General features: G+C 41.5%; 19 protein-coding genes. 9 read left to right on the top strand and 10 right to left on the bottom strand.

Going from position 1 to position 16,828, the window contains the following annotated elements:
* The first annotated feature begins 116 nt into the window (after positions 1–116).
* Positions 117–1,463: a sodium/malate symporter MaeN gene (maeN, locus tag DIC78_RS15370; RefSeq protein WP_024122670.1), complete on the top strand. Its 1,347-nt coding sequence runs from the start codon at positions 117–119 to the stop codon at positions 1,461–1,463.
* A gap of 37 nt (positions 1,464–1,500) precedes the next feature.
* On the opposite strand, the gene DIC78_RS15365 is transcribed toward maeN, so the two are convergent.
* The gene (locus DIC78_RS15365) at positions 1,501–1,716 is read right to left on the bottom strand and encodes a hypothetical protein (RefSeq protein WP_099043587.1); all 216 of its coding nucleotides are present in this window, start codon (positions 1,714–1,716) and stop codon (positions 1,501–1,503) included.
* 234 nt (positions 1,717–1,950) lie between these two features.
* On the opposite strand from DIC78_RS15365, the gene DIC78_RS15360 reads away from it, so the two are divergent.
* Genes DIC78_RS15360 through mnhG form a run of 7 tightly spaced genes read left to right on the top strand, consistent with a single transcriptional unit; the run spans position 1,951 to position 7,719 of the window.
* Positions 1,951–4,356, top strand: coding sequence for a Na+/H+ antiporter subunit A (locus DIC78_RS15360; RefSeq protein ID WP_127696531.1), 2,406 nt, complete (start codon positions 1,951–1,953; stop codon positions 4,354–4,356).
* Positions 4,349–4,780 (top strand): Na(+)/H(+) antiporter subunit B, encoded by a 432-nt coding sequence (locus DIC78_RS15355; RefSeq protein WP_024122673.1) that lies wholly within the window; start codon positions 4,349–4,351, stop codon positions 4,778–4,780. The genes DIC78_RS15360 and DIC78_RS15355 overlap by 8 nt, the downstream gene beginning before the upstream one ends.
* Complete coding sequence (locus tag DIC78_RS15350) at positions 4,780–5,121, top strand: Na(+)/H(+) antiporter subunit C (RefSeq protein WP_095713974.1); 342 nt, start codon at positions 4,780–4,782, stop codon at positions 5,119–5,121. The genes DIC78_RS15355 and DIC78_RS15350 overlap by 1 nt, the downstream gene beginning before the upstream one ends.
* Complete coding sequence (locus tag DIC78_RS15345; protein WP_106022012.1) at positions 5,114–6,595, top strand: Na+/H+ antiporter subunit D; 1,482 nt, start codon at positions 5,114–5,116, stop codon at positions 6,593–6,595. Before DIC78_RS15350 ends, DIC78_RS15345 begins: the two co-directional genes overlap by 8 nt.
* A 5-nt stretch (positions 6,596–6,600) precedes the next feature.
* Positions 6,601–7,077 (top strand): Na+/H+ antiporter subunit E, encoded by a 477-nt coding sequence (locus tag DIC78_RS15340; RefSeq protein ID WP_024122676.1) that lies wholly within the window; start codon positions 6,601–6,603, stop codon positions 7,075–7,077.
* Entirely contained in the window at positions 7,077–7,361 is a 285-nt protein-coding gene (locus DIC78_RS15335) for a Na(+)/H(+) antiporter subunit F1 (protein ID WP_024122677.1), read from the top strand. Before DIC78_RS15340 ends, DIC78_RS15335 begins: the two co-directional genes overlap by 1 nt.
* The gene (gene mnhG, locus DIC78_RS15330; protein ID WP_024122678.1) at positions 7,345–7,719 is read left to right on the top strand and encodes a monovalent cation/H(+) antiporter subunit G; all 375 of its coding nucleotides are present in this window, start codon (positions 7,345–7,347) and stop codon (positions 7,717–7,719) included. Before DIC78_RS15335 ends, mnhG begins: the two co-directional genes overlap by 17 nt.
* Positions 7,720–7,757: 38 nt before the next feature.
* On the opposite strand, the gene DIC78_RS15325 is transcribed toward mnhG, so the two are convergent.
* The 6 genes from DIC78_RS15325 to degQ all read right to left on the bottom strand — a co-directional run bounded on the left by DIC78_RS15325 (position 7,758) and on the right by degQ (position 12,545).
* Positions 7,758–8,138 (bottom strand): hotdog fold thioesterase, encoded by a 381-nt coding sequence (locus DIC78_RS15325; RefSeq protein WP_044158943.1) that lies wholly within the window; start codon positions 8,136–8,138, stop codon positions 7,758–7,760.
* Between the two features lie 17 nt (positions 8,139–8,155).
* Positions 8,156–8,800 (bottom strand): two-component system response regulator ComA, encoded by a 645-nt coding sequence (gene comA / locus DIC78_RS15320; RefSeq protein ID WP_024122680.1) that lies wholly within the window; start codon positions 8,798–8,800, stop codon positions 8,156–8,158.
* A gap of 80 nt (positions 8,801–8,880) precedes the next feature.
* A complete protein-coding gene (locus tag DIC78_RS15315) occupies positions 8,881–11,184 on the bottom strand; it encodes a histidine kinase (RefSeq protein ID WP_127696530.1) in 2,304 nt (767 codons plus the stop codon).
* Between the two features lie 13 nt (positions 11,185–11,197).
* Complete coding sequence (gene comX / locus DIC78_RS15310; protein WP_127696529.1) at positions 11,198–11,371, bottom strand: competence pheromone ComX; 174 nt, start codon at positions 11,369–11,371, stop codon at positions 11,198–11,200.
* On the bottom strand, positions 11,340–12,197 hold the full coding sequence (locus DIC78_RS15305; RefSeq protein WP_164848141.1) for a polyprenyl synthetase family protein: 858 nt from the start codon (positions 12,195–12,197) through the stop codon (positions 11,340–11,342). The genes comX and DIC78_RS15305 overlap by 32 nt, the downstream gene beginning before the upstream one ends.
* Positions 12,198–12,404: 207 nt before the next feature.
* On the bottom strand, positions 12,405–12,545 hold the full coding sequence (gene degQ, locus DIC78_RS15300) for a degradation enzyme regulation protein DegQ (RefSeq protein WP_024122683.1): 141 nt from the start codon (positions 12,543–12,545) through the stop codon (positions 12,405–12,407).
* A 460-nt stretch (positions 12,546–13,005) separates the two neighbouring features.
* On the opposite strand from degQ, the gene DIC78_RS15295 reads away from it, so the two are divergent.
* A complete protein-coding gene (locus DIC78_RS15295; RefSeq protein ID WP_106022008.1) occupies positions 13,006–13,374 on the top strand; it encodes a YuzC family spore coat inner layer protein in 369 nt (122 codons plus the stop codon).
* Here the strand turns inward: DIC78_RS15295 and DIC78_RS15290 are convergent.
* From DIC78_RS15290 to DIC78_RS15280, 3 genes are all read right to left on the bottom strand, one after another.
* Entirely contained in the window at positions 13,350–14,579 is a 1,230-nt protein-coding gene (locus DIC78_RS15290; RefSeq protein WP_127696527.1) for an EAL and HDOD domain-containing protein, read from the bottom strand. The genes DIC78_RS15295 and DIC78_RS15290 overlap by 25 nt on opposite strands.
* A gap of 135 nt (positions 14,580–14,714) precedes the next feature.
* Entirely contained in the window at positions 14,715–16,184 is a 1,470-nt protein-coding gene (locus tag DIC78_RS15285) for a nicotinate phosphoribosyltransferase (RefSeq protein ID WP_024122686.1), read from the bottom strand.
* A 15-nt stretch (positions 16,185–16,199) separates the two neighbouring features.
* On the bottom strand, positions 16,200–16,751 hold the full coding sequence (locus tag DIC78_RS15280; RefSeq protein ID WP_127696526.1) for a cysteine hydrolase family protein: 552 nt from the start codon (positions 16,749–16,751) through the stop codon (positions 16,200–16,202).
* Positions 16,752–16,828: the final 77 nt, after the last annotated feature.

The raw sequence follows: 16,828 nt of genomic DNA, 5'->3' as shown, positions 1-16,828 counted from the left end.
TCTGCTCCAAAATACCTAATTATTTTAGTTGTTTATTAATTATTTAACTTAAAAAAATATCCTTTGTTAGCGCTTTCTTGTAGACTGTAACAAACAATACATGGGGGTGTATGACAATGGGAGCAATTCACAAAACAGAGGAAGTTTTACCTGAGCACAAAGACACACAGGAGAAAAGCCTGTTTAAGAAAATATGGACTTGGGAAATCGGCGTGATTCCTCTCCCATTATATACAGCATTAGCTGTCATTATTATTCTTGCGGCCTATTACAACGAGCTGCCTGCAAACATGCTGGGCGGTTTTGCCATCATTATGATTTTAGGTGTCTTTCTTGGCGATATCGGCCAGCGGATTCCGATTTTAAAGGATATTGGCGGTCCTGCTATTTTATCTTTGTTTGTGCCATCTTTTTTAGTTTTTTATAATGTGTTGAATCCATCATCATTAGATGCTGTAACCAATTTAATGAAAACGTCTAACTTTCTTTATTTCTATATCGCTTGTCTTGTTGTAGGAAGCATTCTTGGAATGAACAGAACTGTTTTAATACAGGGATTCATCAGAATGTTCGTTCCTTTAGTAGCGGGCACAATTGCGGCGGTTGCGGCCGGCGTGCTCGTCGGATTCATCTTCGGCTACAGTGCCTATGATTCCTTTTTCTTTGTCGTTGTGCCGATTATTGCCGGGGGAATAGGTGAAGGAATTTTGCCGCTCTCGATTGCTTATTCGCAAATATTGGGGTCTTCCGCTGATGTGTATGTGTCGCAGCTGGTTCCTGCCGCTATCATTGGAAACGTTTTTGCTATTATCTGTGCTGCTTTAATGAAAAAACTGGGCGAAAAACGTCCTGACCTAAACGGCAATGGGCGTCTCGTTAAATCTAAGAAAGCGAACGATATTTTCAATCAAAAAGAGGCTGAAGCTAAAATTGACTTTAAACTGATGGGAGCCGGAGTCCTGCTCGCTTGTACGTTTTTTATTTTCGGCGGTTTACTGGAGAAATTCATCTTCATCCCGGGCGCTATTTTAATGATTATTTCAGCAGCTGCAATCAAATATGCAAATATCCTTCCGAAAAAAATGGAGGATGGCGCGTACCAGCTTTATAAGTTTATTTCATCAAGCTTTACATGGCCGCTTATGGTAGGCCTCGGGATTCTCTTTATCCCTTTAGATGACGTGGCGTCTGTGATTTCTATTCCGTTTGTCATCATTTGTATTTCAGTTGTCGTTGCCATGATTTCTTCCGGATATTTTGTAGGCAAGCTGATGAACATGTACCCTGTTGAATCCGCAATCGTTACCTGCTGTCACAGCGGTCTCGGCGGAACGGGAGATGTCGCCATTTTGTCCGCTTCAGGAAGAATGGGCCTTATGCCATTCGCCCAAATTTCTACACGCCTCGGCGGAGCTGGAACTGTCATTTGCGCGACGATTTTACTTCGCTTTTTCACTTCATAATCAGAAAAAGAGTTCCGTCTTAGACGGAACTCTTTTTTTATTTGTTCACAATCCGCATATACTCCCTGGGCCCAAACGGCCTATCCTTAGATTCCGCCTCACTCATTTTAGTTGACAGGTGGTGCTCCAATAAATACAGTTCCCAATCATCATTGTCTGCCACACGGGCACGGCCGTCATATTGATTCAGCATGAATGCCCCTGCACATATCGAGCAGAATAAACCTGAGCACATAAGGACCTTTCTCTTCACCATGATCAGCTCCTTACATACAGCTTGATCAGGAGCGATTTTAAATATACAAATGACCTGATTTTTGTTAAACTTATTTTAAGGTCAAAAGAACTTGTAAAATTCATTCGCGGCAGGTTGAAGCATGGCGGCTTCCAAAAAAGTGCGATATAATTTGGACTGGGTCGTTTGACCGTATATTCTAATTATTTATACATAGAACCGGTTTCAATTAAAGAAAAGGAGGTCTTGTCTTTGCAGCTCTTACATTTTGCTATTTTATCGCCTTTTGTATTTGCTTTTATCATTCCCTTTCTGGCAAAATACGCAAAAAGAGTGCATACGGGCTGGTTTGTTCTGATCCTGCCCGTCTTGCTGTTTATATACTTTCTTCCAATGATCAGAATGACTCAGTCGGGAGAAACATTACGATCCGTATTGGAGTGGATTCCTTCATTAGGCATTAACTTTACCGTTTATGTAGACGGTCTCGGACTGCTATTCGCCTTACTGATAACGGGGATCGGCTCGTTGGTCACTCTTTACAGTATTTTTTATTTATCGAAAGAAAAAGAACAGCTTGGGCCTTTTTATGTCTATTTATTAATGTTCATGGGCGCTATGCTCGGTGTTGTTCTTGTTGACAACGTCATGGTTCTCTACATGTTTTGGGAGCTTACCAGCCTTTCGTCCTTTTTGCTCATTGGATATTGGTACAAGCGTGAAAAATCTCGCTACGGCGCCGCAAAATCGCTCTTGATTACGGTAAGCGGCGGACTGTGTATGCTGGGAGGATTCATTCTCCTTTATCTGATCACAGATTCATTCAGTATCAGAGAAATGATCAATCAGGTTCAGTTGATTGCCGGCCATGATCTATTTATTCCGGCGATGATTTTGATTTTACTAGGCGCATTTACAAAGTCCGCCCAGTTTCCTTTTTACATTTGGCTGCCTGACGCCATGGAAGCGCCGACGCCTGTCAGCGCGTATCTCCATTCAGCCACAATGGTCAAAGCGGGAATTTATGTGATTGCAAGATTCAGCCCTATTTTCGCCTTTTCAGCTCAGTGGTTTTGGATTGTTTCTCTCGTCGGGATTTTCACCATGGTTTGGGGTTCATTCCATGCCGTCAAACAAACCGACTTAAAATCCATTTTGGCGTTTTCAACCGTCAGCCAGCTCGGCATGATCATCTCGATGCTTGGTGTCAGCGCTGCAGCCCTGCATTACGGCCATACAGAATATTACACAGTTGCCGCCATGGCTGCCATTTTCCATCTCATCAATCATGCTACCTTTAAAGGAAGCTTGTTTATGGCAGTCGGCATCATTGATCATGAAACAGGCACACGGGACGTCAGAAAGCTCGGCGGACTGATGGCGATCATGCCGATTACATTTACGATTTCCTTGATTGGCACATTTTCAATGGCTGGTCTCCCGCCGTTTAACGGATTTTTGAGTAAAGAAATGTTTTTCACCAGCATGCTTCGTGTCACACATGTCGATTTGTTCAACGTCCAGACGTGGGGAGCGCTGTTCCCTGTCCTCGCTTGGGCAGGAAGTGTGTTTACATTTATCTACAGCATGAAACTGCTGTTTAAAACATTTAAAGGCAATTACCAGCCTGAAAAACTCGAAAAACAGGCTCATGAAGCGCCGATTGGAATGCTCGTATCACCTGTCATTCTTGTTGCGCTCGCTGTCAGTCTCTTCTTTTTCCCGAATATATTGTCCTACAGCTTGATAGAGCCTGCGATGAATTCAATCTATCCGACACTGCTGGACAGCCATGAGAAGTTTCATGTTCATATTTCGCAGTGGCACGGGTTTACAGCCGAAGTTCTGATGACACTGGGCATTATCGCTGTCGGTACAATCGGATACTTGACGATAAACAAGTGGAAAGGGATCTATAAGCTGTTTCCATCGAAACTCACGCTCAATCGGTTATACGAGAAGCTCCTGACCATCATGGAAAAAGGCTCTTATCGAGTGACAAAACAATATATGACCGGATTTTTGCGGGATTATCTTCTGTGTATCTTCGCTGGATTTATCATTCTGATGAGCGGGGCTCTCGTTTTGAAAGGCGGATTTTCCTTTACAACTGAGGGTATGGCGAAAATCGGCATATACGAAATGATTCTGACACTTGTCATGATCAGTGCGACAGCGGCGACTGTATTCGCCCGATCCAGACTGACGGCGATTATTTCACTTGGTGTTGTCGGTTATACGCTTGCATTGTTTTTTGTTATTTTCAGAGCGCCCGATTTGGCTTTGACCCAGCTGGTCATTGAGACGATTTCCGTCGCCCTGTTTCTGCTTTGTTTCTATCATTTGCCGAAACTGCGGCTGAAAAAGAAAACGAGAACGTTCCGAATGACAAACTTTATCATTGCTTTAGGAGTCGGCATTATTGTCACCCTGCTCGGTATTGCATCCTCAAGCCAGCGGACAAAAGACAGTATCGCCTCCTTCTTTACAAAGCACAGCCACGATCTTGGCGGAGGGGATAATGTCGTCAATGTCATTCTCGTTGATTTCAGGGGCTTTGATACAATGTTTGAAATTACAGTATTAACGATTGCCGCTCTCGGCATCTTCAGCATGATTAAAACAAAAGTAAAAGAGGAGGGGAAAAGCGGTGAATGAACAAAAAACAAACGACCTCATTTTGCAGACCGTGACAAAGCTTGTATCCTTTATCATATTGCTTTTCTCTTTCTATTTATTTTTATCAGGCCATAACGCGCCTGGAGGAGGATTTGTCGGCGGGCTGATCACATCCTCTTCCATCGTTTTGCTGCTGCTGGCTTATGATTTAAAAACTGTGCGTTCCATTTTGCCGGTTAATTTCATTTACGTCGCGGGAGCCGGTCTTCTGCTCGCTGTCTTAACAGGAGTTGGCTCCTTTGTCTTCGGAGCGCCCTTCTTAACCCACACATTCGGTTACTTTCATCTGCCGATTTTAGGGAAAACGGAGCTCGCCACGGCGACGCTTTTTGATTTAGGTGTTTATCTTGTTGTCGTAGGCATTACGATGACCATTATTCAAACGATTGGAGAGGAAGAATAATGGAAATCTTAATGGCTGTTACAGCCGGTATTATTTTTATGGCTGCTACGTATTTGCTGCTGTCTAAAAGCCTGCTTCGGGTCATTATCGGAACAGCGCTTTTGAGCCACGGCGTTCATTTAATGCTTTTAACTATGGGAGGATTAAAAAAAGGCGCCGCTCCGATTTTGAGCGAGCATGCCAAGTCATTTGTCGATCCGCTTCCGCAAGCCCTGATTTTGACGGCTATTGTCATTTCATTTGGAGTTACATCCTTCATCCTCGTCATGGCGTTTCGGGCCTATCAGGAATTGAAATCGGACGATTTGGATCAAATGAGGGGAAATGATCAACATGAATAATTTTGTTATATTGCCAATTCTGATCCCGCTCCTGTCCGCCATTCTGCTGATTTTCATGAACAAACACATCATGCTCATGCGGATCTTCAGCACTGCGGCGTCGGCAATCGGGATTGTGATCAGCGGTATACTCGTACAGACTGTCTTTACTAAGGGCATCCAGACACTCAGTTTGGGCGGCTGGAAAGCCCCCTACGGAATTGTGCTTGTTGCAGATCAATTTGCCAGCCTGCTTGTTCTCACCACGGCAGTCATCGGATTATTGGTTGTGCTTTATTCCTTCCGTTCTATCGGTGAAAAACGGGAACGTGCCTTTTATTATTCCGGCGTGCAGTTTTTGCTGGCTGGTGTAAGCGGAGCGTTTTTAACAGGCGATTTATTTAATATGTACGTATTTTTCGAGCTTCTGCTTATTGCTTCTTATATGCTGATTGTATTAGGCGGCACAAAAATTCAGCTGCGGGAGTCGCTTAAATACATTGTGTTTAATATTGTGTCATCAGCATTGTTTGTCATCGGCGTCGGCTTTTTATACGCGGTGACCGGCACATTAAACATGGCGGATTTAAGTGTGAGAATCAGCGAATCCGGACAAACTGGGCTGATTACTGTAATCGGTGTCCTGTTACTTATCGTGTTTGGTATGAAGGGCGGGATTTTCCCTCTCTACTTTTGGCTTCCCGGCTCTTATTACGCGCCGCCGGCAGCCATCTCCGCATTGTTCGGCGCCTTGCTGACAAAGGTCGGATTATATGCGATCACAAGAGTGTTCACACTGATTTTCATTCACGATACAGCGTTTACCCACCAGCTGATGATATGGCTCGCGGCTCTCACTGTCATCTTCGGTGTCATCGGTTCACTTGCCTATCAGAATGTCATGAAAATCGTGATCTATAACATTATTACTGCTGTCGGCGTTATTTTGTTCGGTGTTGCAGTTCAAACGCCCGCATCCATTCAAGGTGCGATTTACTACCTGATTCACGACATGCTGATTAAAGGCGCATTATTTATGCTGGCAGGTACGCTGATCGCTTTGACAGGAACAGCAAGCCTGCAACGAATGGGCGGGCTGATCAAGCGATACCCCGTTCTTGGATGGATGTTCTTCATGTCGGCTGTATCTCTTGCCGGCATCCCGCCTCTCAGCGGATTTGTAGGCAAATTTAAAATTGCAGAAGGCGGCTTCGCTGAAGGTGAATTTACGATTTCCATGCTGATCCTGCTTTCAAGCCTGCTCGTCCTGTATTCCGTGTTAAGAATCTTTATCCATGCGTTTTGGGGCGAAGAAAAAGAAACACCGAAGCAAAATCTTAGAACAGCTAAAGGGCTTCTATATCCGGCAGCTATTTTTCTCTTGCTGTCTCTTCTCTTCGGATTGGGTACAGAATGGGTGTCGCCGTACGTTGATCAAGCGGCCGAGACTTTGCTGAATCCGGAAAAATATATTGAAGCTGTTTTGAAGGAGTAGATCGCATGGCATTTCAAATTTTATTAAATGTGTTTCTCGCTTTTTGCTGGATGTTCCTGAGCAATGACGCAAGCGCCGCCGGATTCATCACAGGCTTTATCCTGGGAATGATCTCTCTCTTCTTCTTCCGGCGCTTCCTTGCTCATCCGTTTTATCTATGGAAAATGTTTTCGATTATCAAACTTTTTTTGATCTTTATAAGGGAATTATACCTTGCCAACGTCAGTGTGCTGAAAACAGTCCTGTCGCCAAAAATGGATATCAAACCAGGCATATTCGCATTTAAAACAGAGCTGACAAAGGATTGGGAAATTACCCTGCTTTCACTGCTTATTACATTAACGCCGGGAACATTGGTCATGGATATTTCCGATGACCGGACCATTCTCTATATTCACGCGATGGATATTGAGGATGCGGAAAAAGCGATTTTTGATATTCGTGAGTCATTTGAAAAAGCCATACAGGAGGTGAGCCGCTGATGTTTACGTTAATCCTTCAAATCGCGCTCGGCATTATGGCGGTGTCCACCCTGTTGTATGTCGTTCGTGTCATCAAAGGGCCGACTGTTCCTGACCGGGTCGTGGCTCTGGATGCAATCGGCATTAATCTGATAGCGATGACAGCGCTTGTCTCCATCCTGCTGAATACGAGTATTTTTCTTGATATCATATTATTGCTGGGTATTTTGTCTTTTATCGGAACCATTGCGTTTTCTAAGTTCTTAGAGAAAGGAGAGATTATCGAAAATGATCGTGATCGCTAAAATAGCAGTGGCGATATTGATCCTAATGGGGGCGCTAATCTGTCTTGCGGCTTCCTTCGGGACGCTTCGCCTTCCCGATATGTACACACGCTCTCACGCTGCTTCTAAAGGCTCAACGTTAGGGGTAAATATGATTTTGCTCGGTGTCTTCTTCTTTTTGTGGTTTATAACAGGAGAGATATCAGCAAAAATTCTGCTCGGGATTTTCTTTATCTTTATTACGACGCCGGTCGGGGGACACTTGATCTGCCGAGCTGCGTACAACTCTGGCGTCAAGCTGGATGAAAGAAGTGTACAGGATGACTATAACGGAATCAGAAACTTTGTGATTAAACGAAAAGAGGATTCTTACCTATAAAAATGAGCAGCCGGACAGGCAGAGTTCCGGCTGTTTTTTTATTTTGTGATGACAGCCAGCGTGCATCTGGATATACAGATCAGCCTCTCTTGCTCGTCATAAATGTGAATCTGATACACAATGGTCGTTCTGCCTTTATGAACGGGCTCGGCTACCGCCTTTACCGTTCCTTCCTTGACAGATTTCAGATGATTGGCGTTAATCTCCAAACCGACACAAGCTTGTGTACGAGAATCGATTAGATGCTGGGCACCCACACTCGCCGCAGTTTCCGCAAGAGCCACTGAAGCGCCTCCATGCAAATAACCAAAGGGCTGGACGGTCCGGTGATCCACCGGCATCACTGCCACGCAGCGTTCCGCTGTGCTTTCTACAATTTCAATTCCCAGCGCGCCAAGCAATGTATGTTTCATATCCATAGTTTTAACTCCCTTATTTAAAGCACACCGTCTGATTTTGCAATCAACACCGCTTCCGTCCGGGAACCGACATTAAGCTTGTTGAAAATCGACGTCAGGCTGTATTCGATGGACCGCTTGCTTAAATGAAGCGCATCTGCTATTTCTTGGTTGGTAAAACCTTTTTCAACTTCTTGAAGAATCAGGCATTCTCTTGGTGTGAGCACATCTTGTTCTTTTTGAGAGGAAGGGGCCGGCTTTGTTTTTTGCTGAGTCATCAGCTGTTTAAAGTAAGCGAAATCGACTAAAATGTCTCCGTTGAGCACGTGATATATGTATTGGGTGATCTTTTCCTTTGATTCGGTTTTGCTGATGGCGCCGTGCAGACCCGCACGAATCGCTTCCTCAAAATAATCCTCGACCTCATAACCGGTATATACGATAATTTTACAATGAGGATTCTCTTGTAAAATCTGTTTAGAAAGCTCCATCCCATTGACATCGCCGCCTAAGTTCAAATCCATTAAGATGAGATCATATGATGAGAAATCATGCTGGTGTATGAACTGTTCGCTGGGTTCAGGACTGAGACAATCAACAGACAAATTCGAATCCGTTTCCAAAATTGTCTTGGTGCCTTCCATGACAGCCGGATGGTCATCAATCACTAGTATCTTTTTCATGTTTTCCTCCCTTTTACTCACTCATTTCCATTTTATAAAAAAGACTTGGCTTCTGCCAAGTCGTTTACGTTATAAAACCATTACAATTCCATTTCAATATCGGCCTTAAAGCCCTTTCCTTCACTTGTTTCGATTCGGAGGCGTCCATCTAAAGCCCTGACTCGCTCCTTAATGCCAGAAAGACCCATACTCATGGAATGTTCGTTATTTTTCTCTAGATCAAATCCGACACCATCATCCTCATAATGAAGAACAATTTTGTTCTGAATACTGATCAGCATGATAAGCACTTCCGTCGCCTGAGAGTGTTTCACTGCGTTTGATAAAAACTCTTGAATGATCCGGTACAAATTCAGCTGCGAATCCAAATCAAGCGACGCCGTAAATCTGCCGGTATTTAAGCGGATATGAAACGGAACCCGCTCCTGCTGCTGCGCCACCAGCTTAGACAGCGCCTTCACCAGTCCCAAATCATACAAAAGCTGCGGCCGCAATTCATGACACGTCTCCCTCGTCATCGAAATCACATCAGACATCTGCTCATTCATCTGCACGAGCTTGTCCTGCACCTCTTCACGGCATGGATCATCATCCTTCTTAAAATCAGCCAAAAACAGCTCACACTGCCGTTTTAATGAAATCAAATCCTGAAGAACTGAATCGTGGAGATCGCGGGCGAGATCAGAGCGTTGTTTTTCTTCGATGGTAAACAGCAGCTTTTTGAGCCAGACCGGGTTTGTCTCCTGTTTCTTTAAATCTTCGAGATGATTCATAAGTTCTTCGATTTTAAGCACGTTCTCCATCGTAATGCTTGTGTAGAATGATAAGGTTTTTAACCAAGAAATCTCATCCCAAGTCAGCTTGGGAGTATTCATGAATGATAAACATAAAACAATGTATGATTTACTGCCCCGTTCCCCTATTTTCATAAAAAAACCTTTATCCACCTGAACTATTTTGCCGATTTCTCTGGTCGTTTCGGCTAATTGATGAGAATACGGCTCCCATAATTTTTTCTCATTATCATTAAAAAAGTATCTTACATTTAAGTCTCCTTCGACTTCTAAAACACATACTTTACTAATCATCAAAACTTCAAGAAGAGTAGATTCAAGTTCAGTGAATACTTGTTTTAACGATGAAGCTCCTTTAATTATTTGAGTAAACTTGAATATACTATCCTGATAATTATGTTTTTCAGAAAAACGCTTTAAACGGAAACGAAAATCTAAGAGCTCTTTGGAATAAAACACAGCCAGCATAATAATATACGTAAGCAAAGTTAGTTTAAACGTATAAAATTCTGAATTTGGCTCTTGTACAAGGTCATAAATTGTAATAATAAGCAGAGTAGGAGTGACAGCTAAAAGACTATAATATTTCAACCGCCCGATGATAAAATCAATTTCATAGATTTTATTAGTCATAAATTGATAAACTAAAGAAAACGGAATTAATAAAAGAAAAGGCGCAACCAAAAAAGAAGAAACATAATAGTCATCAAAAATAATGTAAGGTGCCACAAACAAGAATACAAATGGTGAGAAAGCAAAAATATTAATCAAAAGAAAAGTCTTAAGAATATTTGCTTGCTCTGTTTTTTTGTGCTTTATTAAGCCTACAGCAATGAAAAATAAAGCTATTAAATAAAGAAGAGATATTGAAACTAAATTAACCTTTCCCAAAACTCCTCTATCAAAGCAATTTCTAAACAACTCTAATATTACATTAATAACAGGGACTGTATATAAAACAACAAAAATTTTCCCATTAAAAATCTTGTATCCAAATTCCTTAATATATTGGTAGATAAACAAGAGATAATTTACAGGTACGGATATTAAAGTTATAACATTTACATATCGACTTATTAGATCTCCTTTTGACGAACCTCCCGCACTTACATATGCCATACCAGTAGTGAGTAAAAAGATGATCAATATAAAAGCTGAAACTAAATTTTTTTCCTTATTAATTTTTAAAATAAGGATAATACAACTAAGGCATACGAAGAAGAAAATAACAGGTATTAAATAAACAAATAAGTTGTCTTCACTTATTAAACTTAAGTTTTTGAGTTCAACTATTTCACCAGATCTTATAACTGTCATAGATCTAACGTTTTTTAATGTATTCTGTTTTAAATCTTTTGGTTCAACATTCTGATTCTGATTAATTTTAATTACAATGTCGCCTTTTTTGACACCTGCATAATAAGCCATTGTGTAATCTGACACTCTGGTAATTTCTATTTGACCTTTGTTATTAACATTTGCGGTGGCTCCTACAAATAGATTATTTACATTTATATAAGTTAAATAGAAAATATAAGACATGCTGAGTAAAATTAATATAACGGAATACGTATTTTTAGATAATTTCATATTCTCTCCTGTTTCATGACGGTTTCCAGTATATTTCGTCTTTAGAACTCATTGAGATCAATTGATCAAATCCAAGCAGTACTCCTTTCACCTCTTCTTTATCTAAACCTATAATACTGACTTCTTCTCTCATCAATTTTTGAACAATTTCGGGATTACGAACTAAATAATTTACTATTTCCTGCATTTTCATCCACCCTCTTATCACAAATTTTGTTAATTAAATAGTTTTTGTTTTCTAAAGTTAAATTTGACTTTTTGAGTCCATTTTCAACTTTCAAATTATATATATTAATCATTACTGACATATAATGTATAACTCCAGATTCCAAGAGAAGTTGTTTTAATTCCGACTGCCGAAAGTTATTTCTTAACAATTCAACTGATGCTGTATTGAACTTTTTCTCTAAGAATTGAATTGCCAAGTTTGTCTTTTTGAAAAGAGTATCTATATTATTCATATACATTATTTCAAATAAATCATTTTTTAATTGTGCCGCAACGCCTATATAGAAAGCATACTGTTCTACATCTGGCTGATGATGTTTAGTTGCGAGTACAGCACCCAGCATACTCGCTAAAGCAGTCAACGCTCCTGATTTTTTCTTTATCATTGCAATACATTGTTTTTCAGTTAGTGTATTATCCAGCAAATCAATGTGTTGACCTTCCATGGCTTGGACGATATATTTTAGAGCTGTCTTGAGCAGTAACCCTTCCGTATCTCTAGAGGATATGACTTGGAGAGCTAACGTATAAATCAAGGTTGCAATATTTAAAGATACAGCATGATCAACCTTCATCCATTCTGCATTTGGGCGATCCTTATCTTGTATATCATCAAAAATATCTGCCGCTAAGATAAGGAGTTCAATCCCTGTTCCTAAATCTAATATTTCTTCAAAATCATTCCCTCCAAAAGCCAAGTAATGATCTAAAGCTAGCTCGGCGAATGGAAAGTTATTTTTTGTATCAGCAAAATTTAAAACATATTTACTTAATTCTTTATTCACACCATTTTTTTTAAGAATATGGTTTATTGTAACCTTTACATTTTCTGCTTTTAGAGTTAATTTCTTAGCTATATGAATCCCTCACTTTATTTTACTAAACCCTTTTGTTCAAGGACAGCAGGTTTTTCGTTTTTTAACAATCATATAATACTTTATCCATTTATTGTATGGGTAGAACGAAAAAAAAGACTTGTTTCCAAGTCTTTTTTACGAAATTTTCATTGCGTATGTGTATTTATCGAGCTGATCAATGCTTTTGTTAATGTTTCGTAATGAATCTGTCGTTTCTTTAATATCAAGTTCGAGTCGGAATAATAATTGTTTTACTTCTTCAAGTTTCTTTTCCATCGTTTCCACACTCCTTTTTTTGAAAGATCAATGAATTGTGTATGGTGAACGAGTCCTAGGTATTTGATCTGTTACTAATAGTGTATCTGGTTTCGGCTTATTTTTCACCGAAAAGTATACAAAAAGATCCTGCGTGACACCGCAAATATCAATAGGCCCTTATGCTCAAAGGAATCACAATAAGAACAGGACTATTTCTCTATTCGGAAAAACGGTGATTTCGGATGAAATTGAGAAAGATTCTTAATTCCCTTGTTTTTATTGTGTTTATCTGTTTCACAATGTAAGACTATAGTCCCCCTCTCCGCTTTTTCAAAATTCAATATGCGATTCTTGGCGTATCGTGACCGACAAACACCGAAAAGACCGCAACGCAAAGTTGTGGCCTTTTCGCTTTGTCATATCCAGCACCTGAGTGACCTATACATATAGACATATCCCCTTTTTGCGAGGTGCTTGCATGAGATATCCTTATCCTTGGTTCTACGTCTATCCGTACGACATACGCCGCCCGCCCGCTCCTGCCGCCAATACAGAAACCTTTATCCGTTCCGCACAGGATGCCGCCGGGCTGCTCGCTGATGCTCAGCTTGTACTTAGGCGCATTGCGGGGTCACAGGAGCTTTCGCGCCGCATCATGACCGCAGCGGAGCAGTCAGATAAACAGACAGTAAAACGTCTGATCAAACAGACAGGCGTCCGGCATGATGTTGATTCGGTCTTTAATCCCGATGGCATATACATCAGCCTGATCAGCACGCAAAGCCGAATCACCTTGGCGTTGCGGTGGTCAGAAGACCGCAATTACTTTTCGCCCATGAGCTTATGACACCACTCCAAGGCTTCCAAATAACAGTCGTACGCTTCTTCCTTGTCCAATTCTTTTGCTAATTCTCCGCAAGAGTCCCAATTGTTGGTTTCGATTAACTTCACAAGCTCAAGCATTTGGTAATAGTCATTTTGATGACCTAATAACGCTTGACCGACTTCATCTATTAAAGGCAATTCTTGAATAATCTCTTCTATTTCTCTGTGCAAAAGGGTGTCTATGAGAGAAAACATCCCGATCAGCATATACGAGGCCGGCTGCGGGCGCGCTGTTTTTCTTGCCAACAGTTCACATAGCTTTGCTCTCATTAAAGAAATTTTTATAATTTCGTGTTTGCTCGAATTCCCTTTTCTGCTTAAATCCTTAAAGGAAAGGATGTATATCCACCGTTTGATTTCGTTAAACCCAAGAAGCATGATAGCCTGCTTAATGCTGTCGATCTTTTGGGTTAAGCGGCTATGGGAAGAGTTTAAGAATTTTAAAATTTGATATGACAGCGATAAATCACGTTCTATGTACTCAGTTACACGCTGGATGTTAGGCTGCTCTTTGCTTAATTCGTTGAGCAATTCATAGTAAGAATAAAAATGGGTCGACAGATCATGGCCGCTGATGATGCGCGGTTCGCTGAAAAAGTAGCCTTGGAATAACTGAAAGCCATCTTGCGCCGCTTGTTCATATTCTTTGCGTGTTTCTACTTTCTCAGCTAAAAAAATCAGGCCGCAATAGCTGTAGGTTTGCAAAATGTTTCGGCGTTCCAATCGGGTGGTTTTAAGAAAATCAACTTTCAATATATCAATATAGCTCATGAGCTTTTCCAATAATTTTTCATTTTTCGGGTTTATCGCGTAAAAATCATCGAGTGCCAGCGTATACCCCATTTTTTTCAGCTCTCTGCACCTTGAGACGAGAGCCGGAGTGATCGGTATATCTTCAAGGATTTCAATCACAAGCTGTTTTGGATTGAAGGAGGTGGGGAGATCCGAAAACATCAGGCTTTCAGTGAAATTGACAAAACAGCGTTTTCCTTCCGTCAGCTTCTCGATTCCGATGTTTAAAAAGCTGTTAATCACCAAATCTGTTGTAGCCTGATCGCCGTCTGCAGCGGAATACACATTCTCTTCGCTCTCTCTATATAAAAGTTCATAAGCGACAACCTGTTCTTTTCTATTAAATATAGGCTGTCTTGCAACAAACACCCTCATTGATTTATCCTCCTTACAAAACACGCGGCTTTCCACCCTAAGTATATCAAATAATTTGACGAAATTTGTCTAAACATGAAAAATATTATTCCCACAAAAAAACTGGCCTCTTCGCGAACGAAAGGCCAGTTTGCTTTATTCTTCGAGCTCTTCTTCCAGTCTGCTTTTCACTTCATGGATCCGCTGCATTTTGTTGCTCCAGCAGTCCTCGCTTAAATCAACCGGGTATTCTTCAGGTTTGCTGATTCTCTTATATTCCTCCCACAGAAGGCTGAGGTTGTCTTGTACATATTGCTGAATGTCAGAAATCTCAGGGTTCTGGTAGCATAAAATGCCTTTTTCAAAAATCAGCTCGTGAAGATCCTTCGCATAGAAATTCGTGACGAATTTGCTGATGAAGGTATGAACCGGGTGGAACATTCTCAGCCGCTTCTGGTCATTCACCTGCTCGTCATAAAGTGCAATGTAATCTCCTTCAGAATGATGATTTAACTGATTAATAATCCGGTACACTTTCTTTCTGCCAGGTGTCGTCACTTTGTCAGGGTTGGATGAAATTTTGATCGTGTCGACCATTTCTCCGTTTTCTTCGATGGAGACGAGCTTATAAACCGCGCCGAGAGCCGGCTGGTCATAAGCTGTAATCAACTTCGTGCCGACACCCCAGACATCTATGCGCGCTCCCTGAGCCTTTAAATTCATAATTGTATGCTCATCCAGGTCGCTTGACGCAATGACTTTCGCGTCTGTAAAACCTGCTTCATCAAGCATTTTCCGGGCTTTTTTTGACAGGTAAGCCAAATCGCCGCTATCCAGGCGGATGCCAATGAAGTTGATGCGGTCTCCGAATTCCTTGGCCACTTTAATCGCATTCGGCATGCCTGAACGAAGCGTATCATACGTGTCGACTAAGAAGACGCAATCCTTATGCGTTTCCGCGTATTTTTTGAACGCTGTATATTCATCGCGGTAGGCCTGCACTAGCGCATGGGCATGTGTGCCTGATACCGGGATATTAAAGCGCTTTCCGGCTCTTACATTGCTTGTCGCGCTGAAGCCGCCGATTAACGCTGCTCTCGCTCCCCACATAGCCGCATCCATTTCATGCGCCCGTCTTGTTCCGAATTCAAGTGCAATTTCATCGCCAATGACGCCTTTGATGCGCGCTGCTTTTGTCGCGATTAATGTTTGGTAATTCACAATATTAAGCAAAGCTGTTTCAATAAGCTGCGCTTCTACAAGGGGAGCTTCCACCCTCATAATCGGCTCATTGTTAAAAACCAGCTCTCCTTCTTTCATGGAATAAAGAGAACCTGTAAAAGATAAACCGCTCAAATAATCAATAAAATCTTCATGGTAGCCAAGCTCATCTCGTAAATAAGTCAGGTCACTATCGGTAAACTTGAAGTTTTCCAGATATTCAATGGCTTTTTCCAAGCCCGCAAAAACCGCATAGCCATTCTCAAACGGAAGCTTTCTGAAAAAAAGCTCAAAAATCGCTTTCTTTTCATGAATGCCGTCTCTCCAGTAAGTTTCCGCCATATTGATTTGATAAAGGTCTGTATGTAATGACAGGCTGTCATCTTTAAAACCGTACTCTAACACTGTTTTTCCCCTTCCTTACTCTGCCACTTGCGCTCCGATGCTGTTTGCAAAATGGGAAAGAGCCCACGTATGCCCCTCCTGATTAAAGCTGGCAACAGCCTGTTTATGCACAACAATCCGGAAACCTTTGTTGTATGCATCAACCGCTGTATGCAAGACACAGATATCTGTGCAGACGCCGGCTAAATGCAGCTCGCCAATCTGCCGCTCTCTGAGTTTCAGTTCTAAATCAGTACCCGCAAAAGCAGAATATCTCGTTTTTTCCATGTAATATACATTATGATCATGTGCATGTTTCTGATATAGAGGCAAAAGCTTTCCGTACAGGTCTTTTCCTTCCGTACCCTTAATATTATGCGGTGGGAACAGACGGGTTTCAGGGTGATATTGATCCCCTTCATTGTGAGAATCTACTGCAAATACGACGTAATCACCGTTTGTGATAAAGTTTTCTGTCAAATTGACGATCGCCTCTTCAGTCATTCTGCCGGGCTCCCCGCAGGTCAATTTTCCATCACTCGCCACAAAATCATTCGTATAATCAATACAAATAAGTGCTTTTTTCATAGCCGGCCTCCCCGCCATCAGTATGAGAACATTATATCTTATCTCCCGTTGTAAGGGAATTGCCATGAATAAAAAGA

Origin of the sequence: Bacillus halotolerans (genome assembly GCF_004006435.1) — a bacterium.
GTDB lineage: Bacteria > Bacillota > Bacilli > Bacillales > Bacillaceae > Bacillus > Bacillus halotolerans.
This window is presented reverse-complemented; position numbering and strand designations above follow the sequence as displayed.